The sequence below is a fragment of the Zobellia sp. OII3 genome (assembly GCF_002211465.1).
GTDB classification, from domain to species: domain Bacteria; phylum Bacteroidota; class Bacteroidia; order Flavobacteriales; family Flavobacteriaceae; genus Zobellia; species Zobellia galactanivorans.
In genome coordinates, this window is sequence record NZ_MWRZ01000002.1 from 759,832 (window position 1) to 786,331 (window position 26,500).

Below are 26,500 nucleotides of genomic sequence, written 5' to 3' on the forward strand. Positions count from 1 at the left end.
TGAACAATTCACAGAAATACACATCTATTTTTATCAATTCAATTGAAAATGCACCTCATCACCATACTTTTTCTGGGACAAAATCGAAATCGCCCTATCAGAAAGCTGTAAAACCCTCGGATAGCCACCAGTGGTCTGCCCGTCTTTCATCAAAATAATCAATTTACCGGAAGGGGTGAGTTGCACCGTTCCGGGAAGTGTCGCCGAGGTAATCATCGAAGTCTTGATGCCTATAATCTTTTCTTCCAATTGATAGGCCATTCTATTGTTTTCGTTCGCTATGGAGAATGCCTTATAAAACAACATCTCCAACTGCTTATCGGAAAGACTGTCGTACTCCGGTCCTTTTGACACGGTCAACACCTGTTCCTCCAAAAAGGAATCAACTTTCAATTTGCTGATTTTAGGTTTAAAATCAAGGCAAGTCTCATAAGGCAACTCTTCCCCATCTACAAGGTGGCTCTTTTTGGTTACGGAAGAAAACAAGGAACGACTACCCAACACCACAGGCGTTTTAAAGCCGCCTTTTACAGCCAGATAACTACGAAATCCCTTTTCAAGTTTCCCAAAGGAGAGGATATCGCCCTCGGAAACCTTGATTACCTCGTAATTGGCCACAGGTTCATTGTTCAAGGTAGCACTCAACAATGCTCCCCCTATAGCGATATACGTAGCTTCCTCAAAAAGCAAGGTCGGGCCGGTCATGGTTATTTCCAAGACGGCCGAAGCACTATCGTTCTCCAAAAGCTGATTTATTTTTTTTGCCGAAAAACCATCCATAAACCCCGCAACGGGCACCCCCTTGTCCAAAAAACCATAACGACCCACATCCTGGACCGTAGTAAATAGTCCTGATTTAAGTATTTTAAGCATCTAGCAAAATTTTTTCCAATTTGTAAATACCCACTTCACCTTCAATCTTATGCAAATCGTATTCCGCCCTATTTACGGAATAGAACTGCACCTGATCACCCACACTGACAAAGCAGGGCTCTTCTTTCTTAGGGTTGAACATGGGTACCGGGCAGTTTCCGATAATGTTCCACCCCCCAGGCGATTCTTGAGGATATATCCCCGTCTGCTTCCCTGCCAAGCCCACGGATCCCGCCACCACCTTCGGACGGGGCTGCGGCCTCCTATCGAACTCCAATGTTTCGGGAAGTCCCCCCAAATAAGTGAAGCCCGGCAAAAATCCTATACCGAATACCGTATAAACATGGGAAGTATGCAAGGTTACAATTTCACCTATAGACATTCCGGACCTCTCGGCGATTTCAATTAAATCTATCCCGAAGTCCAAATCATAGCATACGGGCAAACGCCAAAGCACACGCTGCCTCTTGACCACTTTAATATCCTCGTTATACCAATTTTGAAGCTTCTCCTTAAAAGCATCGAACTCGATCGGCTCTTCCCGGTAGATCAACGCAACGGAATTATAGGCCGGCACAATTTCCCAACGGTCACTCTTTAAGCAACACTCCCTCAAATACTGGGTAAATTGAAGAATATCTTCCAATATATCACGATCCACCCTACTTGGCCATTCCAAAAGGATGGCATGCCTACCAAAGGGCCGTATGGAAATAGAATACTTTTTCACTTTTCTATCAATATATTTAGGTGCGACAATTCTTGAGTAAGATACAATACTATTTGCAATGCACCTTGGGTATCCCCATGAACACAAAAAGTATCGGCAAGTATCTTTACCTTCTTTCCCGTAACCGTAACCACCTGCTGTGTGCCTACCATTTCGGCTACGTGCGCCAAGACCTCTTCTTTAGATGTTATCAGTCCGTTCCCAAACCGACGGGAAACCAAACTTAAATCGTCGTTATAGTTACGATCGGCAAATGCCTCATACTTTATCTTAAACCCTGAACACAGGGCCTCCTTTGCCACTTCTGAGCCATAGGGCACATATATAAAGGTAGTTTTCTTGTATTTTTCCACAGCCATCAAAAACAGACGGGCCAAATCGACATCTTTGGCAATATCGTTATACAAGGCCCCATGGGCCTTAATATGGTGCATAGATTTTCCTTTCTCAAGAAGCGTTCCTTCCAAAAGGGATATCTGCTCCCTAATACTGCCTATCAGTTCGGCTTCGGGTATTTGTATAGAAACCCTGCCAAAGTTGGATGTATCGGGATAGGAAGGATGCGCCCCCACTTTTACATTATATATATGCGCAAGATCTACGATATCGGAAATACTCTGCGCGTTACCCGCATGCCCTCCACAGGCCACATTGCACGATGAGATCAAGGGCAAAAGATCCTTTTCAAGACCTATACCTTCACCCACATCACTATTTAAGTCTATATAACTTGGCTTCATCCTTCGTCTTTAAAATTTCTAAATTACTCATAATCTTTTAGACCGTTAAAACCTTAAAATGGTTTTTTAAATAGGGCAAGAGTAGAAATTCAGCTCCCTTTCAACCCTTCATTTCACAACAGTTTTAACATTTTTTAATGTCGTTTATCTAAAAAATTGCAGTTCGTCTAAAACTAGGGTGTCATATATCGAGAGTATATAATATCCGAAAAAATTACGGGTTATTATTATCCCAAATCGAACTCCCCCTACATTTTAATCGGGGCCAAATTGACCTACTGAAATGAAGTGCTTAGAATGTAACAGAAAGCTTGGCTACACCGACCACAAAAATTCGATGGACGAATTAGGTGTCGAACTTTGCAGCGAACACCGACCAAGGATAAAAAAATTAATGCTGACGAACAACACCCCTCGAGAGGCCATACAACTGTATTATGGACTCAAAGAAGCGGGCGTGAGCTCAATGCTTGAGTGGTGGGACGGTAAAAAATCTATCGACATAGCCATTTCAAGGGTCAAACTCAATATCGAAATCGACACAGAATACCATATGATGACCCATGAACAGGCCATCAACGACCTCGAAGAGGCCATGCATTCCTTTCAAAATGGTTTTACGACCATAAGAATTCCCCATGTCCTAATAAAATATTATCTTAAAGAAACCGTTACTAATATTCTAGGGATAATGGAAGGCTTGCGCGTACATATCAAAGCGATATAAACCAAAACCTTAATGCCATGCCACACACTACAAAGATCTTAAAGACTCCTTTAAGAATTTCAATTGCTGTTTTACTTTTGGGCATGTTGTCACGTATCTTCCATTGGCCACACGCACCCAAGGCCATATTAGTGGCCTTTATAGCCATTTTGGTACTGTACGGAATTCGCTTCTATAAAAAGCATACCAAAGAATTTATAGATTACGTAAAACTGGTAATGGTGGTCAGCTGGACCCTGAACGGTATTTTTAGGGTTTTAGACCTACCCTTCACCCTACTCTTTCAGATTCTTATCGCCATTTCTTTCATTACATGGTTTATTATGGAAGGAACCGCTTATTTCTTAGATGAAGACCGCAGGGCCAAAAACAGTATGGCACGGGTAATATGGAATTTTGCCATGGTCATAGGTGCCTTGGCCATTATTGTAGGAAGCCTGTTGAATATTTTGAACGAAACATATGCCATACCCCTTATGGCCGTAGGAATCGCAATTATCGTAGCCTACATATTGAAGGACGTATTCGCCGCCGGCAAGAACGAAAAGGAAGACCAAGGCAACGAGGAGTATCAATTGTAAGCCAGCTATACCTTTTTTTTTCCTACAGTTCCCTTAAAGCCGTTTTTTTACGTTTTCTTTTAAAAATGCCATTTGTGCATTGCACAATATTTCATTTTTTTACCCCTCCCCCACTTCACCCCCTATACACCGAGAGACAAACGCCACTTTATATCGTTAAAAGGATAAGCCGACCGTTACCTTTTAAAGAGCTCACCCGCCTTTTATCGATTTTTAGGTCATCCGTCGAATATAAGCCCCCTTGCCCGAGCCGTATAAACATACAGCCCCTAGCTTCCGTTTTACTATTAAACAATTGCTATGAAGGAAAAAACTACCCTTAACGATTACTTTGTTTATATTTTTTGCGCTTTCTGTTTCTTATGGTCACTTTATGTGATATTCTTTGCTAGCCTCTATTGAAATTATTGATTATCAAAAAGTTACACCCTAAATCAACGAATACCCATGTTCATTCGATTATAGAATACCACACTTTTAGCACAACTCGATGTGATCCAAATCCCAAATAACAAATAAAATAACCCAAAAATTGTGGGGATTTTCTTTAATATTTTACAATTACTTACTCATATTTTTGTTACGGAACAACACCAGCAATTTTATGAAAACAAAAGACAAGCTCACTTACGTTTATGTAGCATTCAATGTAATTTTTATTATTGTTATGGCCATTTTTCTTTATAAAAACCAGCCATTTTAATAATTAACCATCTATTTTCAGAACATGCTTGCCCCATCTCACTAATGAAAAGATAGTGCTTTTACACAAGTTTTGAACAGATCAAAAAAGCAAGAGGCCGTAATTTCAAAATTACGGCCTCTTGCTTTTAACAGCCAAGGGAATCATACGATCGGAACCGGTCAACCCAGCCAACCTTCCCTATCTAGACTGCGATACTGAATAGCTTCGCCAATATGGTTGCCACCTACCTGTTCCACACCTTCCAAATCAGCTATGGTTCGTGCCACTTTTAAAATGCGGTCATAGGCCCGGGCCGAGAGATTAAGCCGCTCCATTGCATTTTTCAACAATGCCTTGGAAGAAACATCCAAAGTACAGAATTCCCGTATTTGTTTGGTATTCATCTGGGCGTTGTAGTGTACATTTTCTATTTCCGCAAACCGCTTGGTTTGAATGTCACGGGCCGCCGTCACCCGTTTTCTGATTTCCACACTGCTTTCCCCCTTTCTATCTTCCGATAATTTTTCAAATGGAACCGGGGTCACTTCGATATGGATATCGATACGGTCCAACAAAGGGCCCGATATTTTCCCCAGATACCGTTGCATTTCGGCAGGAGAAGATGTCACGGGAGCATCGGGATCATTGAAATACCCTCCGGGACTCGGGTTCATACTTGCCACCAGCATAAAACTACTGGGGTAGGTAACGGTAAAACGCGCCCGTGAAATGGTAACCTCGCGGTCCTCCATAGGTTGCCGCATTACCTCCAGCACCCTACGTTCGAACTCAGGAAGTTCATCTAAGAACAGAACCCCATTATGCGACAATGATATTTCACCTGGCTGCGGGTAACTTCCCCCGCCCACTAATGCGGCAGCACTAGTCGTGTGGTGCGGGTTCCTGAAAGGACGTTGGCTCATCAAGCCCATATTCTTGATTTTCCCTACAACACTATGGATCTTTGTTGTTTCCAAAGCCTCATGTAAGGTCATTGGCGGGAGTATGGACGGTAAGCGTTTGGCCAACATGGTCTTTCCGGCCCCCGGGGGACCTATTAAAATGATATTATGGCCTCCAGCCGCGGCAATCTCCATGCAACGCTTGATACTTTCCTGCCCTTTGACATCGGCAAAATCATATTCGGGAAAATCCAAGGCCTTATAAAACTCCTCTTTGGTATCTACTATGATTTGTTCCAAGGGCGTACCTTTATCAAAAAAGGAAATGACCTCACTGATATTGGTAACCCCATACACCTTTAATCCTGGTTCTATAGCTGCCTCTTTGGCATTTTCCATGGGAAGAATAAATCCCTCAAAACCTTCCTCCCTAGCCTTGATAGCAATGGGCAAAGCTCCCTTTATGGGTTGCAGACTACCATCTAGCGATAGTTCGCCCATAATGATATACTTATCAAGGTCATTGGAATTTATTTGGTTCGAGGCCGTTAAAATACCAATGGCCAAGGTAAGGTCATAAGCCGAACCTTCCTTTCTTAAATCGGCCGGAGCCATATTTATGGTGATTTTTTTGCCCGGTATCTTATACCCATTGTTCAGTAAGGCAGCGGCAATACGGTAATTACTTTCTTTAACGGCATTGTCGGGAAGGCCTACCAAGTGGTAACCTACCCCCTTATCTATGTTGACTTCGACGGTAATAGTGGTTGCATCAACCCCAAAAACCGAACTTCCGTAAACTTTCGTTAGCATTGTTATGGTTGTTTAGAGTAACTATTTATCGATTAAATCACATCCTTCCCCTCAATCCATATCGGCCGGTTCAAATATGAGTAATGATTCAGACGTCTTCACGATTTCCTCCTTGTTCATCATCATCTTTCGGAATTCCCCTTTGATATACATTTCCGCCTGATCCTTGTAATGAGGGCTAAACGGATTTCCACTTTGGCCGGTGGGCAGAATACTAATGGAATTCTCCACATCGGAGAAATCGATAACCCGCCTAGTGGATGGCCCCGAACTCACCTTGTAAACTCCATCTTCGGTGTAGGGAAAATACATATTGTTAATAACCTCGCGACTTCCGTTGACCGGAAAGGGTCCGACATTGAAATAAGGCCTAAGGGATTCGAGCTGCCCTATCGGATGGGCATGCTCTAAGGTGTGTACCCGATGCCACTCCCATTTTGAGCTATCCTGCCCCAATGAAACACTTAAGGCCAACCAAGCCTGCCTAAACGCCGAAGTAATGATGTCAGACGGGGTTTCTCGGACCTCAGTGGAGATATTATCCCACCAAATAGATTGTTCATTGGCAATAATCGAGGCTATGGTCCGCTTTAAAAAATGGGTATTTTGCATAGCATCGAACAATGCCTTCCCCAGCTCGTCTTGAAAAATATTGCGTAAGACCAAATACAACCAGCGGTGATACACCGTAGCCTCTATACTATCTAAGGGATAATCCCCCTTCCAGTCCTTAAGCTTCCCCACGATTTCGAGTTGTTCGGCATTCAAGCCTTCCGTATCGATCTTATCCAGAAGGTTTTGTACTATTTCGATGTTTACCGGCGAGGTTACATCGTTGATCATTTTACTGACCGACTGCATATCCCAATCATTCTTAGCATCCAGCAACTGAACGATTCGCCTGGCCCGGTTTTCCGGAAGGTAATAACCGGGATACAACCTTCCTCCTATGGAATCGGGTTGATTATTGGCCGAATAGACATAACGCGACTCGGGATTGATCGCATGGGGATTATTGCTGAAATCAAGATATTGTTTTTGCGTTGGCAAACCTTGGTTTGGCTCGTAAATGAATTTGGTATTTACACTATCGGGTATGTGGTACAGTTTTGCCGAGGCCCACCAAGCTACATTCCCCTCTACATCACCATACATAATATTGAGGCCCGGGGCATGAATATCCTTTAGGCTGTTTTCAAATTCGGTACGGTCGCGCGCATGCGACATCCCATAAAGGGCATTTAACACCTTATTTTTCGCTTCGGTGTATACCCACCACATAGACACCGGCCTATCTCCTGCTATTTGATCCGCCAAACCGTTCAGAATAGGTCCGCGATGTGTTTTTTTATAGGAAAATTGCACATCTTCGGCATCTTTTACCTTGATGGTCTTATGCACCGTTTCATAATTTCCCCAACTACTCCCTTTTCTATACTTTAGGTAATCCGTAGCATGTGACTCCTCATAATAGAAATCAATATCATCGTTCTCGAACATGGTCATACCATAAGCCAAGGTTCTGTCGTGTCCCAACAAGGGAAAAGGAACCCCTGCCAAATGGTAGCCGTATTTTTCATAAGCAGGTGTGCTCACATGGGCTTCGTACCAAACGGAGGGTTGGGAAAAGCCAATATGTGGATCATTTGCAAAAATAACCTTGCCGTTCTTGGTTTTTTCAGGAGAAAGTACCCAGCTATTACTCCCTTCAAACAGTGGAATGGAAAGCTTTTCCAATGAAGCCATCACCCCATCTACAACATTCCGCTTAACGGAATCGGCAGCAGCAAGGGGAGTACTTTGAATTCGCAGTGAAGTGGAATCGGAATTGATCGGCAAATCCCTAATATATTCATACCCCAACCTATCCTTGATCTGGGTCAACAAAGGGTCCGTTTTATGTGCCATGGCAAAACTAAAGGCCATATACCCCATAGTATTGTAAATATCCTTGAGCTCGAAAGGTTCTTTATCTATTCCGGTCAAATAAAATTCAATTGGGGTAGCCCCTTCGGCTATAAATTCGTTGACCCCATCTAAGTAGGCCTGGGACAATTGAACCGGTATTTCATTTTGATTTAGCTCCGATACCGTTTTAACGGAAACATCATCAACCCCAAGGGCCAAAAAGAATTTGTCGGTCTTTACCAATTCCTCCCCGAAAACCTCGGCCAACCTACCACTGGCAATTCGCCGCAACAATTCCATTTGCCACAAACGGTCTTGGGCATGTACATAGCCCAGTGCCCTGAACGCATCCATCTCGTTTTCCCCATAAATATGGGGTATGCCAAAAGTATCGTAGTAGACCTGTACGTTTTCCGTTAAATGTTTTAGTGTTTTTTCGCCATCATAATCTGGAGTCAGCTGCCATGCGAATAGACCCAGAACCACAGCCAGCAGGCCGAATATCAAAAGAAGCCCCTTTCCTAACCGTTTTAGTATTTTCATTCAAGATCAATTTTTTTTAAGGAAATATAAGAATTATTTGCAAGGCGCTTAAAATTGATCGCCGAAGGGTTATTGAGTTTTTAGCGACAACCCGAACATTCCTTCTCTATTAAGAAAAATCAGAGGAACTACATCAAGCGCCAAAACCCTCCTAAATAGCAGTGCCATCAAAACCGGAGTGGTCAAATCAACCTTCAAACCATCAATAAAAATACAGCCAATACCTACAATAACTGTTTTAAATTTAACATTTCTTGTTAAAAAATTAAGATTTTGGCCGACAATTTAAAAATTAGGCACGAATAAAAAAATTCCGACAAAATATCCTTGAGGGGAATCTATCCGTCACATGTATACCCAAATCCTTTTTTTTAGATTGGCCAGACCAAACCATCAAAGCATATTGTTGACGAAGGCGCTAATGAAAAAGGATTTTCCCACTGATCATGCAATAAACGGAAGCTCTTATTTTTCCTTATAGCGAGCCAATCCGAACTGGAGCCATTTACGGTACGTTTCCGAATCGGTATACTGCACCGGATGGCTCAGGATTTCCAGGTCAGGGGTCATCAACACGTAAAAGGGCTGCGAGGCCGCATTAAAATTGACACTTTGAAAAGTACCCCACTTCTGCCCTACGGTTTCGATGTGTTTGATTCGTCCACTATCATATTGAAAATCGAACTTTTCAGTCTCGGGAAGTTCTTTTCGATCATCAACATACAAGGAGATCAATACATAGTCTTCGTTTAAAATAGAGTAGATATCAGGTTCGCTCCATACATTCTCTTCCATCTTTCGGCAATTGACACAGGCCCAACCCGTAAAATCCAACAGTATGGGCTTATCTACCTTCTTGGCATAAGCTACGCCCTCTTCAAAATCCTTAAAACAATTTATCCCCAAAGGGCAATCGCTTTCAGTTTCCGAAACACTATAAAATGCAGGAGGAGGAAAACCGCTCAACAACTTGAGGTTGGAAACCCCTAGGAGCCCCAATAAAATATAGATGGAAACCCCCATACTCAGCAAGCCTACCGCCTTTCGGTCCATGGAGAGTTTTGCTTTTGGTCCGTCGTGCGGAAATCTAAAAATACCGAAGAGGTAGAGCGTGAGCAAAACGAACAACACCACCCAAATCCCCAAGAAAATTTCCCGTTTTAGAATCCCCCAATTGCCGACCAAATCTGCATTGGAAAGAAATTTAAGGGCCAAGGCCAATTCCAAGAATCCCAGCACCACTTTTACGGTCGTCATCCACCCGCCAGATTTTGGCAAGGAATTCAACCATGCAGGAAAAAGGGCAAAGAGTGCAAACGGCAAGGCCAGGGCCACTCCAAATCCCGTCATACCGGCGGAAAGGTTCATAGCCACATCACCTTCCTCCAAAACCGTACTCCCCAAGAGTCCCCCTAAAATAGGCCCCGTACATGAAAAAGACACAATAGCCAAGGTAACGGCCATAAAGAAAATACCGATAACCCCTCCAATTTTGGAAGAGGCGGCATCCATCTTGTTCGCCCAAGAGCTCGGCAAGGTCAACTCATAATACCCAAAAAAGGAGAAGGAAAAGAACACGAAAATCAAAAAGAAGGCTATGTTCAACCAAATATTCGTTGCGATGGTATTGAGAATTTGCGAATCTACCGAATCGAAAACATGAAAGGGCAGACTGAGCAAAAAGTATATCAGTACGATAAAGAAGCCGTACAACAGGGCATTTACGACTCCCTTCGACTTTTGTTTTGAGTGCTTGGTGAAAAATGAGACCGTAAGGGGAATCATAGGAAAAACGCAGGGTGTCAACAATGCGATCAAGCCTCCGAGAAACCCAAGTCCAAAAACCATCCAAAGACTTGACCCCGTTCCTATATCTTCCTTGACATCCTTTAAGGCTTCCTTATTCTTCAAATCGAGTTTTAACGCAGATGAAAGCTGTTTACTGCGTTCATCTATCGTTTTGTTCTCCGTTATGGCAACCCCTCCATCCAAAACAAAACTAAAATCCTCATCCACAGGTATACATACCTCTTTACAGATTTGGTAAAAGAAATTAATATCGATTTGATTGACACTAGGGTCGAGTAATCTTATTTTCTGGGTAAAAATGGCGCTTCCCTTAAAGAAAGTCTCATCGACTTCAAAAATATCACTGTATTCCACCACCGTTTCACTTTCGGTCGTTTCCCCTAAAAGTTCATAGGTCTCGCCGGCTTTTTTATAGGTAAACTCACTCGGTAAGGAACCGCCTTCGGAAGTAAATTGCGAATAAATATGCCACCCCTCGTAGATATCGCCCTTAAGAACAAGCTCATAGTCCGTATCATTGATCTTGCGCACCTCTTGCGACCACTTTACAGGGTTGTCGTCATCTTGACCGAACAAAGACAAAAAACTAAAAAACAGGGAGATAAATACAATTATATGTTTCATTGCTTTAATGTAATCTTTATAATATCACTGGTGTGTTCCGATACTTTAAAACGTTCATCGGCCCTACGTCCGATAACCCAAACGATAGCATCGCCCGAACACAAAAGCCATTGCGCCTCTTTCGAAACCACATCTACTTTTTCGTCCTTAAAATACTTCGACAGCTTTTTTTTGCCCGTCATTCCCAAGGGATAAAAGTAGTCGCCTTTTTTCCATTTCCTTATCGTTAACGGATACTTTAACGCTTTTTTATCTATGTAAAGTGTATTTAGATCAGACTTAACATATTCGCCTACCTTTTCAATTTTCAAGGAAACAGGTTCACTTACCACAGTATCCCCTTCATCGATATGGTATTCGTTAACATCGGGCGCTTCCTTGGCCACCAATAGAAGATAATCCCGATCCTTTACCAAACGATAATCTTTTGACTGTATTTGCTTTCCGCTCATAGCCGATAGAAGGTTTTCGACATCGTTCCACTCCGTAAAACCATAGGGCTTAAAAAGCAGGTATAAATAGGTCGAAACAGGTTTCAGCTGCAATAACTTTGCTACAGAAATACGTGTTACACCAGCAGTTTCCTCAAAACATTGTGATTTTAAATCGGAAATATGATGTTCCAAAACAAGGGCCGTCTGGGAAAGGTAATTCTGCGTTTTCTGGAAATTCGCCAAAAAGGCAGGGTTCAATTCCTTTAGGGCCGGTACGATTTCATGCCTGATCTTATTTCTTAAATACTTGGTATCGGCATTACTTGCATCTTCTCGCCAGACCAAATTTTCCGCTCGGGCATAAGACAAGATCCACTCCCTTGTAAAATGCAATAAAGGCCGTGAAAGATTATGGGATTTTACGGGTATTCCGGTCAAACCATCTATACCCGTTCCCCGGGAAAGATTGATCAAAAAAGTTTCCAAACTGTCATCGGCGTGATGGGCCGTCACCAAGGTTTTTATACCTTCCCTATCCATAATTTCAGAAAACCAGCGATACCGAAGCTCCCGGGCCGCTACCTGAATAGATACTTTATTTTGAGTCGAGTAAGATTTTGTATCAAAGCGGGTTACGTATATTTTTACCTTGTGCTTTTTAGCCAAATCCCTTACCAAACCTTCATCGGCATCACTTTCAGCTCCCCTCAGGTTAAAATTGCAATGGGCCACGGCAAAATCAAGATCCAATCGTGCGCACAGGTGCAAAAGAGCCACACTGTCAACACCCCCCGAGCACGCCAATAAAAAGCGGTCATCGACCAACTCCGTAAATTGATCTTCTATATGTTTTTTAAACTCTTCCAACACGGTTCAAAGGTAAGCAACAATTAGAATCTTTTTTAATGTAAACGCTTTATGAAAGCTGACTTCAACTCTCCAAAACCTCACGCATGGCCTTCGCCTTTAAAAGGCATTCCTCGTACTCCTTTTCCGCCACGGCTTTTGCAGTTATCGCCCCTCCTACCGAATACGAAACATACTCCTCCGATGCATTGTACAATATACTTCGGATCACCACATTAAAATCGAAATCGCCATCGGGGGTAAAATACCCTACGGCCCCGCTGTACAAGCCCCTCTTAAAAGCCTCTAGCTCCTCGATTATTTTCATGGCCGAGACTTTTGGCGCCCCGGTCATACTCCCCATGGGAAAGGTCCCTTTTACCAAATCTACGGGATTCGCCCCAGGGACCACCTCGGCCACCACGGTAGATATCATTTGATGCACCTGTTCAAAAGTGTATACCTCACATAACTCTTCAACTTGGACACTTCCCTTAACAGCGTGCTTCGAGAGGTCATTGCGGACCAAATCTACGATCATAATGTTTTCGGCCCGTTCTTTAGGGTCGTTTTGAAGCGCACTGACCAATTTGGCATCGGCCGAATCTTGTTGCGAACGCTTGGCCGTACCCTTGATCGGCTGGGAAATGATTTTATCGCCCTCCTTACGTAGATAGCGTTCCGGCGAGGCCGACAATAAGAACTTATCGTACATCTTTAAAAAGGCCGCAAACGGCGCCTTAGATATAGCATTTAGCCTTTGATAGGTTCTATAAGGATGTATTTTTGTGTCTTCGGCATAAAACTCTTGACAAAAGTTGGCCTCATAGATGTCCCCCCTATGGATGTGGGCCAACATTTGCTGTACCTGACGGAAGTATTCATCCTTAAAAATACGCAGTTTAATGCGTATGTTCTTAGTTGCGGAGCCTTCCCCAACATTGAAAGTATCACCCCCGGAAATAGCTTTAAAATCCGATTGGATCTCATCATCGACCATCCTGAGATAGTCGAAACTCACAGTATCCCCTATAATCTTTATGATTTTTTTAGGCTGGAAGAAATACAGCTCGGGAAAATGCAAATGATCCGCATTTTTGGAAAACAAACGCTCAACATCATTCTTAAGATCATAAGAGAGGTAGCCAAAAATATAGTCATTGGTCAAAACCTGGTATTCCTTGAGCTTTTCAAAAGCCCCCTCACTATCGGTTTGAAGCAAAGTAAGGGCATCTACCGCCAATAGCGCATCAAAAGACCCATAACGGTTTTTGTGCCCGTTGCCGTCTAACCAAAGGACATCGTCATATTGTTGGGCCCACAGCAACAGCCCTTCCTTAAAACTTTCGATATCGGAAACGACAAACGAGCTATTGGTTCGCAAACGAATGGTTTTATAGTTTACCCAAAAATTGGTTTAAAGCCTCGCGATGTGCTTTTGCCAAATCAGCGGAAACAATACCTTCTCCCTTATTAAAGGTTTCCCCAAACGATGGCAAAGAGAAGCTTGCGACAACTTCGGCCCCGAAACGCGGCAACACATTTTGGGTAATTTCCAAGGCGCCCATCCCCCCTCTTTTTCCATTGGAAGTAGCCATCAAAAAAACCGGGGTATCTTCCAAAAACTTGCGTTCGACCCGAGATAACCAGTCAGTGAGGTTCTTAAAGTACGCCGATGGACCGCTATTGTGCTCATTCACCGAGATAATCACCCCATCCGCCTTCACCAAGTCTTCCTTAAGCTCTACTAAGGAATTCGAGTAACCGTTCTCCCTTTCATAATCTTCACTGAACATCGGAAAAGGAAAGTTCACCATGTTCAACAACTGCACCTCATGGTCTTTTATAAGTGATGCCGTATACTTTACCAATTCGTAATTAATAGATTTAGAGGAATTGCTTCCCGCGAATGCTAATATTTGAGCCATATTTTTTAAATAAAAGGTGTTTTGGCGAAATTATGGCAAATACGACTGAATTGCGAGTATTTTATCTAATTTTGCTGCGAAAACATCCAAACCCCTTGTTTTACAAGTATATAGATCAAAGATTTTTGCTTGACCAGAAATATTGAAAAAGAACGACTGTACTAAAAACGGAAGTTCTGAGTTATAATGAAGGTTTTAGGTGTTAGTGAAATTGTTTTAACGTGGACAAAAAGACAAAAAGACTCTATTTTATAGACGCTATGCGGGCATGGGCCATTCTAATGATGCTACAAGGGCATTTTATTGATGGTTTGCTAGACCCTATGTTTAGGGACACTTCAAATGTCGCTTTTAATATCTGGAAATATTTCAGAGGCATAACCGCTCCGGTATTCTTTACCGTTTCAGGCTTTATATTCACCTTCCTTCTCATCAAGGGAGACAAAACCGGACTCCAAAACCCTAGGGTCAAGAAAGGGGTCAAAAGAGGTCTCGAACTCCTATTTATAGGCTATTTACTGCGAATGAACCTTTTTGGCCTTCTACAAGGCAAGATTTACGATTCGTTTTATTTGGTAGACGTATTGCATTGTATCGGTCTTTCCTTATTAGGAATTATAGGCATATACCTACTTACCCAGAACAGAAAGAAATTTGTCTTTCCAACGGTATTGCTAGGAATCACCCTTACGCTATTCCTTTTTGAACCGGCTTACAAAACGTGGGGCTTTTCCTTTCTACCCGATGCCTTCGCCAACTATTTAACCAAGAACAACGGCTCCGTTTTTACCATCATACCTTGGTTTGGTTATGCCGTTTTCGGTTCGTTTCTATCGATTATCTTTACCAAGTTCAAAGATTTTAAATACCTCTATTTTGTAGCCATACCGCTTTTTGCCGCCGTGGGCATGGCCCTTGTTTCGTATTCATCGAAGTTGTTTTTGTTGCTTTCGCAAACAACGGGTTTACAACTGTTTGCCGATATATATTTCAACAATTACTTATTCATACGACTCGGTAATGTCCTGGTTGTTTTTAGCATTTTTATGCTTATACGCGGAATACTTAAAAACAGCACCCTACTCAAAATCGGACAAAGCACCTTATCGGTATACATCGTTCACTTTATTATCCTTTACGGAAGTTTTACAGGAGTGGGACTCTACCGGTTTTTCCACCATTCGCTCACACCTGCCGTAGCGATTTCAGGAGCCTTGTGCTTTATGGTCATATGCACCTTTACCGCACTTCGCTACGAAGACAATAAAGAGGTGATACGGCTCAAAATAGCCACATCGGTAAGGTTTGCCCTGGTAAAGGGCGAAGTATTGGCGACCAGTGGATTCCAGACAGCTAAAACCCTATTCTTTAGATTACTTAGACGGGTCGGTTTGGCAAAAAACTAACCCTGATATATTCTCTTAAAAAAAGACATGAAAAAGCCCCGGATGAACTTTCACCCGGGGCTTTTTTAATATTAAACCAAGATTTAAACGTGCAAGGCACGATTATCGGTAGCGGCAAGGGCCGCTTCTTTTACGGCTTCCGCAAATGTCGGATGCGCATGGCTCATTCTAGAGATATCTTCCGCAGACGCCCTAAACTCCATGGCCGTAACCGCTTCGGCAATCAAATCGGCAGCACGTGCCCCGATCATATGTACACCTAAAACTTCATCGGTTTCCTTATCGGCCAGGATTTTTACAAATCCGTCCAAATCCATACTGGCTCGGGAACGTCCCAAGGCACGCATTGGAAATTGTCCTGTTTTATACGCCACACCAGCTTCCTTCAACTGCTCTTCCGTTTTTCCTACAGAAGCAACTTCAGGCCAAGTATAGACCACACCAGGTATTAGATTGTAATCGATATGTGGTTTTTGCCCCGCCAATTGTTCGGCAACAAAAGTTCCTTCCTCTTCGGCCTTATGTGCCAACATCGCACCTTTGATCACATCGCCAATGGCGTAAATATTAGGGGTACTGGTTTGCAAGTGGTCGTTTACTTCAATTTTTCCGCGCTCATCGATTTTAACCCCGGCAGCTTCTGCGTTCAGTCCATCGGTATATGGCCTACGCCCTACCGACACCAGACAATAATCGCCTTTCAACTCTACTTCCTGTCCTTTTTTATCATCGGCTTTAACGATAATCTCATCGCCTTTTCTTTCTACCGATTTTACTTTATGGGATACACTGAGTTTTACTTTTTGTTTTTTCAAAACCTTGGTAAGCTCTTTTGAAAGTCCCGCATCCATGGTCGGAATAATACGATCCATATATTCCACTACGGTAACTTCGGCACCCAAACGCTTATACACTTGACCAAGTTCCAAGCCTATCACCCCACCACCGATAACGATTAAGTGTTTCGGTATTTCCTTCAACTCCAAAGCCTCCGTAGAGGTTATGATACGTTCTTTATCTATTTTGATAAAAGGAAGTGTAGAAGGTTTGCTTCCTGTGGCTATGATGGTGTTCTTGGCCTCGATAGTTTCCGTACTACCATCATTTTTTTTGATATTTATATGTGAAGCGTCTTTAAAACTTCCGAATCCTTCAAAAACATCGATTTTGTTTTTGTCCATCAAGAACTTCACACCGTCACAAGTCTGCTTTACCACAGCGGCCTTTCTTGCGATCATCTGCCCAAGGTTAACTTTTATCTCACCCGGTATATCGATACCGTGCTCTTCAAAATGCTTTATCGCATCTTCGTAATGGTGCGAAGAATCTAACAAAGCTTTTGACGGTATACAGCCGACATTCAAGCAAGTACCGCCCAATGTGCTATATTTTTCGATAATTGCGGTTTTCATGCCCAACTGCGCACAACGAATGGCAGCAACATACCCTCCTGGTCCTGAGCCAATAATGGCCACATCGTATGAACTCATAAAATTTTCTTTGTGTTTGAAATACAAAATTAACACTATTTTCCGGTTTGAGGTATCCTTTGACGATTAATACAAAAGTTGCACAAACGACTCCAAAATCGTAATATTACCTCATAGCTAAACCGTAATTAATGACAGAACAAAATTCTGGGGAGCACAGGGAAAACGAAAACATCGTAAAAAATAAGGAATTGAACATCTGGGAAGCCTTAACCCCTGTCCTTGCCCTTGTTGCAATGCTAGCTTACAACGTTTACGTTTACGGAGACGATGCCCTAAGCGGTTCCAATCAGTTTATACTCTTGCTTGGTGGCGCCGTAGCCGCCGTCGTAGGGATATTCAACAAGGTCTCTTACAAACAAATGATGGCAGAGGTCGCCGAAAACCTCAAGTCTACTAGCGGAGCCCTTCTCATTCTACTCATGGTAGGGGCCTTGGCCGGCTCATGGTTGATAAGCGGTATCATTCCCGCCATGATCTATTACGGACTCCAGATTTTAAACCCCACTATATTTTTAGCGGCCTGCGTAGTAATATGTGCCATAATATCGGTCGCCACCGGAAGCAGCTGGACCACTTCGGCCACCGTAGGTATAGCCCTGATCGGCATTGGGGACGCGCTCGGCATTTCCTTGGGTATGACCGCAGGTGCGGTACTATCAGGCGCCTATTTCGGAGACAAACTCTCGCCTTTGAGCGACACTACCAACCTGGCCCCGGCCATGGCAGGAGGGGAACTCTTTGAACACATCAAATACATGTTATATACTACGGTACCCACCATAAGCGTAACCTTGATCTTCTTTATTATTTTAGGGTTTACCGCCGAAACCACAGGGTCTGCCGATATCGATTCGATCTTGACCTCCATCGACTCATCGTTCAATATTAGTCCATGGCTCTTCTTGGTCCCGATCATAGTAGTCGTATTGATCGTAAAAAAAACACCGCCACTTGCCGCCCTTTTGATCGGCACACTTTTGGGCGCCCTTTTCGCCTTGATTTTTCAACCCGAAGTTGTAGCCGGCATTACCGGAGCCAAAGAATTAACCATCAAGTCGGGCTACAAAGGCGTTATGAACGCCATTACCGTTGAAACTTCGGTTCCAACCGATAACGAAACCCTGAAAGACTTGTTTTCCGCAAAAGGAATGGCAGGTATGCTCGGCACGATATGGCTGATTGTATGCGCTATGGTTTTTGGAGGGATAATGGACGGCATAGGCGCCCTCGACCGTATTACAAAATCACTTTTGGATATGGCCAAAACGACCTTCGGACTGTTCGCCAGTACGGTAGGAAGCTGTTTAGCCCTGAATATTACCGCGTCCGATCAATATCTCGCTATCGTGGTTCCCGGAAAAATGTTCAGCAAGGCCTATGCCGACAAAAATTTGGCTCCCGAAAACCTAAGCCGAACCCTTGAAGATTCCGGTACGGTAACTTCCGTATTGATCCCTTGGAACACTTGTGGTGCTTATCACAGTGGTGTTTTAGGGGTAGGTACGGCAGAATACGCCCTATTCGCCGTATTCAATTGGTTAAGCCCCATTGTAACCTTGATTTTCGCCGCTTTCCATATCAAAATCAAACAGCTGGTTACAAAATAACCCACTTTCCGGAAAAACTTTGACCTCCCTATAAATTCAATATTAATAAAAAGAAAAAATATATGCCATATTATTGTCAATTCGTTAATTTTTAGGATTTAATATTATCACAATCCCACCAAAACACACAACACCTTCCCTGCATACATAATAGCTATCACAGTATTGATTTTTTAGATGCCCTACCGCTTTTTTCACCGCAATATTCCTGTAATTTTGTAGTAAATTGAAACTAAAAAATATTTGACTATGGCTTTTGTAGGTAAAAAATTTCCAAACTTGAGTGTTAACGCAATGAACGAATTAGGCGACACATTCAAATTGAACGTTTTAGAGGAAGCTCAAAAAAACAACAAGAAAGTTGTTCTTTTCTGGTACCCTAAAGACTTTACATTTGTTTGCCCCACCGAATTGCACGCTTTTCAAGCGGCTTTAGGTGAGTTCGAAAAAAGAAACACTTTGGTAATCGGTGCTTCTTGCGATACTGCAGAAGTGCACTTTGCCTGGTTGAGCACAAGTAAGGATAACGGTGGTATCGAAGGCGTTACCTATCCGCTATTGGCAGACAGCAACCGTAACCTTGCCTCTACCTTGGGTATTCTTGACATTACCAACGAGCAGTACGATGAAGAAACAGGTGTTATTACCGTTGAAGGCGATAACGTAACCTATCGTGCCACTTACCTTATCGACGAAGAAGGTACCGTGTTCCACGAAGGAATCAACCACATGCCCTTGGGCCGAAACGTAAACGAATATTTACGTCTTATCGATGCCTATACCCACGTACAGGAAAAAGGTGAAGTTTGCCCAGCAAACTGGGAAGAAGGTAAAGATGCAATGACCGCCGACAGAAAAGGTGTTGCCGAATACCTTTCTACACACTCCAATTAATCTAGGCCTTACAAACCTAAAGAAAACCGCTTGTATCAGCTTTATACAGGTACAAGCGGTTTTATTACAAGTCTAATCATTTACGAATTTTAAAACCTAGGATTATGGTGCTAGAATTAGAACAAGACAATCTGCAAGATATCATTGCGGAGAAAAAGAACGTAGTAGTGCAATATTCTGCCGGCTGGTGCGGTAATTGCCGTATCATGAAGCCTAAATTCAAAAAAGAGGCGGCGTCTCACGAAGATTTGACGTTTGTAATCGCTGATGCGGAAAAATTTCCCGAAAGCCGAAAACTGGCCAACGTTGACAACTTGCCTACATTCGCTACTTTTATCAATGGGGAGTTAAAAAACCAAGTACAAACGAACAAATACGATGTTCTAAAAGAATTGATCAGTGAAGTTGCCAGTAATTAAGCATTTGACAAACTTTATCGAAGAGAACGACGAAGATTTTGTTATCGAGACCATCGAAACACTAGAGGCCTTGACCGAGGTACCTTCTTTAAAAGACGAAGAGCTAGATGTGATCGGCGAGTTGATATCGAACATGTACGGAGCCATTGAAGTGCACAAAAGCATAAAGGAAGGCAAACCAAAAAAAGAGGCGCTCAATGAATTTATGCAGCGTGTTATGGGAGCTATCGACAAATAGACCCAGTAAAAAACAGCTTTACATTTTACCGAAAAAGTGAAACAACCTTTGATTTTCAAGAGAATCGAAATAGTTGTTTCACTTTTTTGTTTTGCCCCTCTTCTTCTTTATAAGGAGATTTCTTTCGTACACCTCTATATTTAGCTATTATTTTTTTAATTTCACGCCCAATATAAACAGAACATATCATGGCTACAGTAACCTTAAAAGGAAACGAAATACACACATTGGGAAACCTTCCCTCAACCGGAAGTAAGGCCCCTGTTTTTACCTTGGCGAAAAACGACCTTTCTTCCGCATCACTTTCCGACTTTGCGGGCAAAAAGGTGGTTTTAAACATATTCCCAAGTGTCGACACAGGTACTTGTGCACAATCTGTACGGCAGTTCAACCAAGAAGCGGCAGAACTTGAGAATACCGTAGTTCTATGTATATCAAAAGATTTACCGTTTGCCCAAGCCCGTTTTTGTGGTGCCGAAGGCATTGACAACGTTATAATGCTCTCCGATTTTCGCGATGGCAGCTTTGGCCAGGCGTACGGACTTACGTTTTCAGACGGCCCATTGGCCCCACTACACTCAAGATCTGTAGTGGTGATCGACGAATCGGGTAAGGTTATCTATACCGAACAGGTCGGTGAAACCGTAGATGAACCGAATTATAAAGCGGCCCTTGAAGCTTTAGCAGATGCCTAAGGAAGAGTCGTTTGTTGTAAACCGGATAAAAAGTGTGGGCTTCGCTTTACGTGGGGCCCTTCTTTTGATTCGTACCGAAGCAAGTATTAAAATCCAGGTATGCTTGGCCATTGCCGTTACCATTGCCGGATTTTACTTCAACATATCCCCTACGGAATGGATGTTTCAAATCTTTGCGGTCTCATTGGTCGTCGGAATTGAAGGAGCCAATACCGCAATAGAAAAAATATGCGACTTCATCCATCCCGATTTTGACAAAAGAATAGGTTTTATAAAAGACATCTCTGCAGGAGCAGTAATGCTGGTCTCCATTGGGGCCATTGTCATAGGCTGTATTATTTACATACCGAAAATATTCTAGCGCTCCCCTATTAAATGGTGTAGGGTATTATTCGCTAGACAAAGACATTTTATTTGTTAGATTTTAAGAACATATATCGACTGAACGAATATGCCGTAACCTTATACCGCATATTTCTGGCCTACATATTTTATTTTGTAGCACGACTCTTATTTTATCTGTACAATCAAGACCTATTTAAACTAGGGGGCATTGGCGATTTGTTGGCCTTGTGCTTTTGGGGACTTGCGTTCGATACCACCGCAATATTGTACGTAAACCTCCTGTTCATTGCCCTTAGCCTTCTCCCCTTATGGGTGAACACTTCCAAAACGTACCAAAAAACACTGCTGTGGATCTATATGACCACCAACCTGATAGCCTTTGCTACCAATTTCGTTGATTTCATATACTACAACTATACCTTTACCCGAAGTACATTCGCCTCTTTTGAATCGCTTGAAAACGAAAAAAATAAAGAAGAGCTACTACTATCCTTTATAACGGATTACTGGCACGTATTCCTTATTTTCTTTATATGCGCCTTTATTTGGGTCAAACTATACAAAGGTGTTAAGGTTCGAGAAGCCGTCCCTTCCAAAAAGTTGCCCTATTTCTTAAGCTCGGTAGCTGCCCTTTTAGTTACCGCTGCCCTCGTTGTGGGGGGCATACGTGGTGACTTTAAACACAGCACTAGACCTATCAACATGGTTGATGCCAGCAGACATGTGAAGGTTCCCGAACATGCCAACATTGTTCTCAACACACCATTTGCCTTTATCAGAACGGTCAAGTCTTCCGACTTTAAGCGAATGGAAGGCGTGCCCCAAGCCGTTATCGACTCTACCTTTCATCCTATAAAACAGTATAAGGATAGCGTTCCCAACAAACCCAATATCGTTCTTTTTATATTGGAAAGTTTTGGCCGTGAATATTTAGGTTCGTTCAATAAGGATATGAACATAGACAACTATGTAGGCTACACCCCTTTTATCGATTCGCTCGCACAGCATAGTCTGATTTTCCCCAATGCCTTTGCAAACGGAAGAAAATCGATTCACGCCATGTCATCGATCCTTGCCGGTATCCCTTCGTTTAAAATAGCCTATACCTCTTCCCCATATGCCAATAGGGAAATAAAATCGATCATCTCTGCCGTTAACGAAATGGGCTACGACACCTCTTTCTTTCACGGTGCCCCCAATGGCTCCATGGGCTTCCTAGGTTTTGGCAACGTGCTTGGATACGACCATTACTACGGGAAAACCGAATACAATAACGATGAGGATTTTGATGGTATCTGGGGCATTTGGGACGAGCCCTTCCTTCAATATACCGCCGATGTACTCTCAGAAAAACAAGAGCCTTTTTTCTCAACGATTTTTACGGTCTCCTCACACGCCCCTTATCAGATTCCCGAAAAATATAAAGGAAAGTTTCCAGAAGGGACTTTAGACATACACAAATGTGTGGGGTATACCGATTACGCACTAAAGCAGTTCTTCAAAAAAATAGAAAACGAACCATGGTACAAGAATACCATTTTTGTGATAACCGCCGACCATGGCAACCAAATCTATTATGAAGAGTATCAAAAAATAGTAAATCGTTATGGCGTGCCCATTCTTATCTTTGACCCGAACGGAAAATACAAAGGCGTAAACCGTGATTTGGCTCAACAGATAGACATATACCCTACCCTGGTATCACTTACGGGCTATCAAAAACCGTTTAGAAGTTGGGGCCGAAGCTTGATTTCCGATACGATCCAGAAACCCTATGCCCTATCGAACACCAGTACCAATTTTCTTTTTATGAGAGACAGCCTTATTGTAGTTCGTAACGACGAAAACACTTTAGGTCTTTACGATATAAAGGATAAGGGCCTTATAAACAACATTGCCAAGAAAAACCCGTTTAAGACCAAAAAGATGGAAGAGATGACCAAAGGGTTTATTCAAGATTACATGAACCGCATCCTCGATGGTCGTTTAGATGCCGAAAACAGTACAGAAACGGAATAACCCATAAGTTTAAAACAAGTGGGCATTTTATAAAATCGAAAAGACTTTTCGCAATCCTTACGTCGAAAACTTCGTAATACGTATTTTTGCACCCAGTGGAAAAAAAGTAATGGCCAAAAAGAAAACAACGACAACAAAAAAGAAGACAAGTTCTAAAAAGGTAAGCCTCGGGCTATCGAAACAGAACAAGATCATATTAGGAAGCCTTCTGATACTGTTCAGTATGGCCCTGTTCTTCTCGTTCGTATCTTATTATTTTACTTGGCAAGACGACCAAAGTTTACTTTCTGAATTTGCCAACCGAAACGAACAGGCCAAGAACCTGCTGAACAAATTCGGGGCCAGTGTAAGCCACTTCTTTGTTTACAAAGGTTTTGGTGTCGCTTCATTGATACTTTCCGTAATGCTATGCATAACGGGCCTCTACCTCTTTTTAAGCCTTGACAAAAAGGGCCTTTTGAAAAAGTGGATATGGGGACTCATTTTTATGATATGGATTTCCATTGCCCTTGGCTTTTTTGCCGAGACCAAACCGCTTTTAGGGGGACTGGTAGGGTATGAAATGAACGATTTCCTACAAGACTACACAGGAAAGATAGGCGTGGTACTCATCCTTATTTTCGGCCTGATCTTTATTTTGGTCCGCTTCTTTAAACTTACGCCAGAAGGGGTTGCCAGTGCCTTTAAGAAAAAGACCTCTAGTTTAAAATCGGAATTAAAATCAACTGGGGAAGCCGAGCATGCCACTGCTCCCGCCCCTGCAAAGGAAGCGGTAACCAAAGCGGAAAAAGAAGAGCCCATAGTGCTCGACACCTATACCCATAAAAAAGATATCCCCCCCCTAAAGACCGAAGTGGAGCCCATTGACGATTTTGAGGTGACCGTTCCCGTGGAAGAAGAAACCGAGGAAGACCTCGCCATGGAAGTCGAGAAAATTGTGGAGGAAAAAGAAGAGTCTACCAATATTGCCGATAAATTGGTTGAAGATTTCGGTGAGTTCGACCCTACCCTAGAACTGGGCAATTACAAGTTCCCTACCATGGAACTCTTGGATCAACATGGGGTTACGGGCGGAATTACCATCAACCAGGAAGAACTGGAAGAAAACAAAAACAAGATTGTAGATACCCTTAAAAACTACAAAATAGGAATCTCCCAGATCAAGGCTACCATTGGTCCTACCGTTACACTTTACGAAATTGTTCCCGAGGCCGGGGTTCGAATTTCAAAAATTAAAAACCTAGAAGACGACATAGCCCTTTCATTGGCTGCCCTAGGAATACGTATTATCGCGCCAATTCCCGGAAAAGGAACCATCGGTATTGAAGTGCCGAACAAAAATGCGACCATAGTTTCCATGCGGTCCGTCATCGCTTCCAGCAAATTCCAAAAGGCCGAAATGGAACTGCCAATAGCGTTCGGTAAGACCATTAGCAACGAAACCTTTGTTGTTGACTTGGCAAAAATGCCCCACCTGCTGATGGCCGGTGCTACGGGACAAGGTAAATCGGTAGGTTTGAACGCCGTACTGACCTCCCTCCTGTACAAAAAACATCCAGCCGAAGTAAAATTCATATTGGTGGATCCAAAAAAAGTAGAACTTTCCATCTATAACAAAATAGAGCGCCACTTTTTGGCTAAATTACCCGATTCCGAAGAGGCGATCATCACCGACAACGCCAAGGTAATCAACACCTTGAATTCCCTTTGTATCGAAATGGACAACAGGTATGAACTGTTGAAAGTTGCCATGGTGCGTAACCTCAAGGAATACAACGCCAAGTTCAAGGCGCGGAAGTTGAATCCCAACGACGGACACAAGTACTTGCCTTATATCGTTTTGGTCATTGACGAATTTGCCGATTTGATCATGACCGCCGGAAAGGAAGTAGAAACGCCTATTGCCCGTTTGGCGCAATTGGCCCGAGCCATCGGTATACACCTTATTATTGCCACCCAAAGGCCTTCGGTCAACGTAATAACCGGTATCATCAAGGCAAACTTCCCTGCCCGCATAGCCTTTAGGGTAACCTCAAAAATCGACTCAAGAACGATCTTGGATGCCCAAGGTGCCGACCAATTGATCGGTCGTGGTGACATGTTGTACACCCAAGGTAACGATGTTACCCGTATCCAATGTGCTTTTGTAGATACGCCCGAAGTAGCCAAGATTACCGAATACATAGGGGCTCAGAGAGCTTACCCGAACGCCCATGAACTACCCGAGTACTCAGGGGAAGATTCTGGCACAAGTATTGATTATGATATTGCCGACCGCGACGCGATGTTCCGTGAAGCTGCCGAGGTCATCGTAACGGCACAGCAGGGTTCGGCCTCATTGATCCAACGAAAACTGAAATTGGGTTATAACCGCGCCGGCCGTATCGTAGACCAGTTAGAGGCAGCAGGCATTGTAGGTCCGTTCGAAGGAAGTAAGGCACGACAGGTTTTGGTGCCCGACCTTACCGCATTAGATCAATTATTAAGCAACGAACGCTCGTAACACGAGTTATTAACTTAAAACGTAAAATGAAAAAGATTTTTTTACTATTTGCCTTGGTATTGCTATCAAATTCAACCTTTGCCCAAAATTCCGAAAAAGCAAAGGCACTCTTGGATGATGTGTACAACAAAGTAAAGAGTTACGACAACATATACGTAGATTTTAAATACGTACTGAACAATTCAGAGGCGGGCATCAACCAGGAAACACGTGGAGAGGTAACCCTCCAAGGCGATAAATATCTCGCCAATATCTTTGGCACCACCCAATTGTTCGACGGTTCTAAGGTGTACACCATTATACCGGAGAACGAAGAGGTTACCATTGACGATAAATCAGAAGATGAAAATGCACTGACCCCGGCAAAAATGTTGACCTTTTACAGGGAAGGCCACAATTACGGAATGGACATTTTACAAAATGTCAATGGCAGGAAAATTCAGTATGTAAAGCTCACCCCTATCGATACCAATTCTGAAATAAAGACTATTTTATTGGGTATCGATGCCGAAACAAAGCATATTTACAAACTGATAGAAACCGGTAAAAATGGAACGACCTCGACCTTTACCGTTAATTCTTTCAAAACGGACCAGCCTTTGTCAAAAACCTTGTTTACTTTTGATGAGGCGAAGTACAAAAATGACGGGTACTACATAGTAAGAAATTAATATTGCCACATTGAGAATTCTAGACCGATATATTTTATCGCGGTTCCTTTATAATTTTTTGAGTTCG

General features: G+C 42.8%; 22 protein-coding genes. 12 read left to right on the forward strand and 10 right to left on the reverse strand.

The window, feature by feature from the left end:
* Positions 1–33: 33 nt before the first annotated feature.
* From B4Q04_RS10590 to pxpA, 3 genes are read right to left on the reverse strand one after another with little or no spacing between them, the layout of a single operon-like run.
* The gene (locus B4Q04_RS10590; RefSeq protein WP_013995894.1) at positions 34–873 is read right to left on the reverse strand and encodes a biotin-dependent carboxyltransferase family protein; all 840 of its coding nucleotides are present in this window, start codon (positions 871–873) and stop codon (positions 34–36) included.
* Positions 866–1,603, reverse strand: coding sequence for a 5-oxoprolinase subunit PxpB (gene pxpB, locus B4Q04_RS10595; RefSeq protein ID WP_088696764.1), 738 nt, complete (start codon positions 1,601–1,603; stop codon positions 866–868). The genes B4Q04_RS10590 and pxpB overlap by 8 nt, the downstream gene beginning before the upstream one ends.
* Positions 1,600–2,343: a 5-oxoprolinase subunit PxpA gene (pxpA, locus tag B4Q04_RS10600; RefSeq protein WP_013995896.1), complete on the reverse strand. Its 744-nt coding sequence runs from the start codon at positions 2,341–2,343 to the stop codon at positions 1,600–1,602. The genes pxpB and pxpA overlap by 4 nt, the downstream gene beginning before the upstream one ends.
* A 283-nt stretch (positions 2,344–2,626) precedes the next feature.
* Between pxpA and B4Q04_RS10605 the strand changes: the two genes are divergently transcribed.
* Both B4Q04_RS10605 and B4Q04_RS10610 read left to right on the forward strand, forming a co-directional pair.
* Positions 2,627–3,070, forward strand: coding sequence for a hypothetical protein (locus tag B4Q04_RS10605; RefSeq protein ID WP_013995897.1), 444 nt, complete (start codon positions 2,627–2,629; stop codon positions 3,068–3,070).
* 17 nt (positions 3,071–3,087) lie between these two features.
* Positions 3,088–3,651, forward strand: a complete 564-nt coding sequence (locus tag B4Q04_RS10610; protein WP_123772358.1) for a hypothetical protein — start codon at positions 3,088–3,090, stop codon at positions 3,649–3,651.
* An 864-nt stretch (positions 3,652–4,515) separates the two neighbouring features.
* Here B4Q04_RS10610 and B4Q04_RS10615 read toward each other — a convergent pair.
* The 6 genes from B4Q04_RS10615 to B4Q04_RS10640 form a co-directional block, all read right to left on the reverse strand.
* Entirely contained in the window at positions 4,516–6,051 is a 1,536-nt protein-coding gene (locus tag B4Q04_RS10615; RefSeq protein ID WP_088696766.1) for a YifB family Mg chelatase-like AAA ATPase, read from the reverse strand.
* Positions 6,052–6,102: 51 nt separating this feature from the next.
* On the reverse strand, positions 6,103–8,502 hold the full coding sequence (locus B4Q04_RS10620; RefSeq protein WP_088696767.1) for a penicillin acylase family protein: 2,400 nt from the start codon (positions 8,500–8,502) through the stop codon (positions 6,103–6,105).
* A gap of 465 nt (positions 8,503–8,967) precedes the next feature.
* Positions 8,968–10,935, reverse strand: a complete 1,968-nt coding sequence (locus tag B4Q04_RS10625) for a protein-disulfide reductase DsbD family protein (RefSeq protein ID WP_088696768.1) — start codon at positions 10,933–10,935, stop codon at positions 8,968–8,970.
* Complete coding sequence (gene tilS, locus B4Q04_RS10630) at positions 10,932–12,239, reverse strand: tRNA lysidine(34) synthetase TilS (RefSeq protein ID WP_088696769.1); 1,308 nt, start codon at positions 12,237–12,239, stop codon at positions 10,932–10,934. The genes B4Q04_RS10625 and tilS overlap by 4 nt, the downstream gene beginning before the upstream one ends.
* Before the next feature lie 61 nt (positions 12,240–12,300).
* Positions 12,301–13,599: an anthranilate synthase component I family protein gene (locus B4Q04_RS10635; protein ID WP_088696770.1), complete on the reverse strand. Its 1,299-nt coding sequence runs from the start codon at positions 13,597–13,599 to the stop codon at positions 12,301–12,303.
* Between the two features lie 10 nt (positions 13,600–13,609).
* Positions 13,610–14,143 carry an NADPH-dependent FMN reductase gene (locus tag B4Q04_RS10640; protein WP_013995926.1) on the reverse strand — a complete coding sequence of 178 codons (534 nt, stop codon included), beginning with the start codon at positions 14,141–14,143 and terminating at the stop codon, positions 13,610–13,612.
* Between the two features lie 221 nt (positions 14,144–14,364).
* On the opposite strand from B4Q04_RS10640, the gene B4Q04_RS10645 reads away from it, so the two are divergent.
* The gene (locus B4Q04_RS10645) at positions 14,365–15,549 is read left to right on the forward strand and encodes a heparan-alpha-glucosaminide N-acetyltransferase domain-containing protein (RefSeq protein WP_088696771.1); all 1,185 of its coding nucleotides are present in this window, start codon (positions 14,365–14,367) and stop codon (positions 15,547–15,549) included.
* Between the two features lie 83 nt (positions 15,550–15,632).
* Here B4Q04_RS10645 and lpdA read toward each other — a convergent pair whose 3' ends face one another.
* Positions 15,633–17,039: a dihydrolipoyl dehydrogenase gene (lpdA, locus tag B4Q04_RS10650; RefSeq protein ID WP_088696772.1), complete on the reverse strand. Its 1,407-nt coding sequence runs from the start codon at positions 17,037–17,039 to the stop codon at positions 15,633–15,635.
* 131 nt (positions 17,040–17,170) lie between these two features.
* Between lpdA and nhaC the strand changes: the two genes are divergently transcribed.
* From nhaC to B4Q04_RS10695, 9 genes are all read left to right on the forward strand, one after another.
* Positions 17,171–18,649, forward strand: coding sequence for a Na+/H+ antiporter NhaC (nhaC, locus tag B4Q04_RS10655; protein ID WP_088696773.1), 1,479 nt, complete (start codon positions 17,171–17,173; stop codon positions 18,647–18,649).
* A gap of 249 nt (positions 18,650–18,898) precedes the next feature.
* Positions 18,899–19,543: a peroxiredoxin gene (locus B4Q04_RS10660; RefSeq protein ID WP_013995931.1), complete on the forward strand. Its 645-nt coding sequence runs from the start codon at positions 18,899–18,901 to the stop codon at positions 19,541–19,543.
* Between the two features lie 104 nt (positions 19,544–19,647).
* The gene (locus B4Q04_RS10665) at positions 19,648–19,962 is read left to right on the forward strand and encodes a thioredoxin family protein (protein ID WP_013995932.1); all 315 of its coding nucleotides are present in this window, start codon (positions 19,648–19,650) and stop codon (positions 19,960–19,962) included.
* The gene (locus tag B4Q04_RS10670; RefSeq protein ID WP_013995933.1) at positions 19,943–20,200 is read left to right on the forward strand and encodes a DUF6952 family protein; all 258 of its coding nucleotides are present in this window, start codon (positions 19,943–19,945) and stop codon (positions 20,198–20,200) included. The genes B4Q04_RS10665 and B4Q04_RS10670 overlap by 20 nt, the downstream gene beginning before the upstream one ends.
* A gap of 188 nt (positions 20,201–20,388) precedes the next feature.
* Positions 20,389–20,895 carry a thiol peroxidase gene (gene tpx, locus B4Q04_RS10675; RefSeq protein ID WP_088696774.1) on the forward strand — a complete coding sequence of 169 codons (507 nt, stop codon included), beginning with the start codon at positions 20,389–20,391 and terminating at the stop codon, positions 20,893–20,895.
* Entirely contained in the window at positions 20,888–21,256 is a 369-nt protein-coding gene (locus B4Q04_RS10680) for a diacylglycerol kinase (RefSeq protein WP_013995935.1), read from the forward strand. Before tpx ends, B4Q04_RS10680 begins: the two co-directional genes overlap by 8 nt.
* 53 nt (positions 21,257–21,309) lie before the next feature.
* Positions 21,310–23,259, forward strand: coding sequence for an LTA synthase family protein (locus B4Q04_RS10685; protein WP_013995936.1), 1,950 nt, complete (start codon positions 21,310–21,312; stop codon positions 23,257–23,259).
* 109 nt (positions 23,260–23,368) lie between these two features.
* Entirely contained in the window at positions 23,369–25,762 is a 2,394-nt protein-coding gene (locus tag B4Q04_RS10690; RefSeq protein ID WP_088696775.1) for a DNA translocase FtsK, read from the forward strand.
* A gap of 26 nt (positions 25,763–25,788) precedes the next feature.
* Positions 25,789–26,433, forward strand: a complete 645-nt coding sequence (locus B4Q04_RS10695; RefSeq protein WP_013995938.1) for a LolA family protein — start codon at positions 25,789–25,791, stop codon at positions 26,431–26,433.
* Positions 26,434–26,500: the final 67 nt, after the last annotated feature.

Coding starts and splice junctions, on each gene's coding strand:
- B4Q04_RS10640 (WP_013995926.1), bottom strand. CDS start 14,143: ATGGCTCAAATATTAGCATTCGCGGGAAGCAATTCCTCTAAATCTATT.
- B4Q04_RS10605 (WP_013995897.1), top strand. CDS start 2,627: ATGAAGTGCTTAGAATGTAACAGAAAGCTTGGCTACACCGACCACAAA.
- pxpA (WP_013995896.1), bottom strand. CDS start 2,343: ATGAAGCCAAGTTATATAGACTTAAATAGTGATGTGGGTGAAGGTATA.
- B4Q04_RS10695 (WP_013995938.1), top strand. CDS start 25,789: ATGAAAAAGATTTTTTTACTATTTGCCTTGGTATTGCTATCAAATTCA.
- lpdA (WP_088696772.1), bottom strand. CDS start 17,039: ATGAGTTCATACGATGTGGCCATTATTGGCTCAGGACCAGGAGGGTAT.
- B4Q04_RS10665 (WP_013995932.1), top strand. CDS start 19,648: ATGGTGCTAGAATTAGAACAAGACAATCTGCAAGATATCATTGCGGAG.
- B4Q04_RS10625 (WP_088696768.1), bottom strand. CDS start 10,935: ATGAAACATATAATTGTATTTATCTCCCTGTTTTTTAGTTTTTTGTCT.
- B4Q04_RS10615 (WP_088696766.1), bottom strand. CDS start 6,051: ATGCTAACGAAAGTTTACGGAAGTTCGGTTTTTGGGGTTGATGCAACC.
- B4Q04_RS10680 (WP_013995935.1), top strand. CDS start 20,888: ATGCCTAAGGAAGAGTCGTTTGTTGTAAACCGGATAAAAAGTGTGGGC.
- B4Q04_RS10610 (WP_123772358.1), top strand. CDS start 3,088: ATGCCACACACTACAAAGATCTTAAAGACTCCTTTAAGAATTTCAATT.
- nhaC (WP_088696773.1), top strand. CDS start 17,171: ATGACAGAACAAAATTCTGGGGAGCACAGGGAAAACGAAAACATCGTA.
- tpx (WP_088696774.1), top strand. CDS start 20,389: ATGGCTACAGTAACCTTAAAAGGAAACGAAATACACACATTGGGAAAC.
- B4Q04_RS10590 (WP_013995894.1), bottom strand. CDS start 873: ATGCTTAAAATACTTAAATCAGGACTATTTACTACGGTCCAGGATGTG.
- B4Q04_RS10620 (WP_088696767.1), bottom strand. CDS start 8,502: ATGAAAATACTAAAACGGTTAGGAAAGGGGCTTCTTTTGATATTCGGC.
- B4Q04_RS10690 (WP_088696775.1), top strand. CDS start 23,369: ATGGCCAAAAAGAAAACAACGACAACAAAAAAGAAGACAAGTTCTAAA.
- B4Q04_RS10660 (WP_013995931.1), top strand. CDS start 18,899: ATGGCTTTTGTAGGTAAAAAATTTCCAAACTTGAGTGTTAACGCAATG.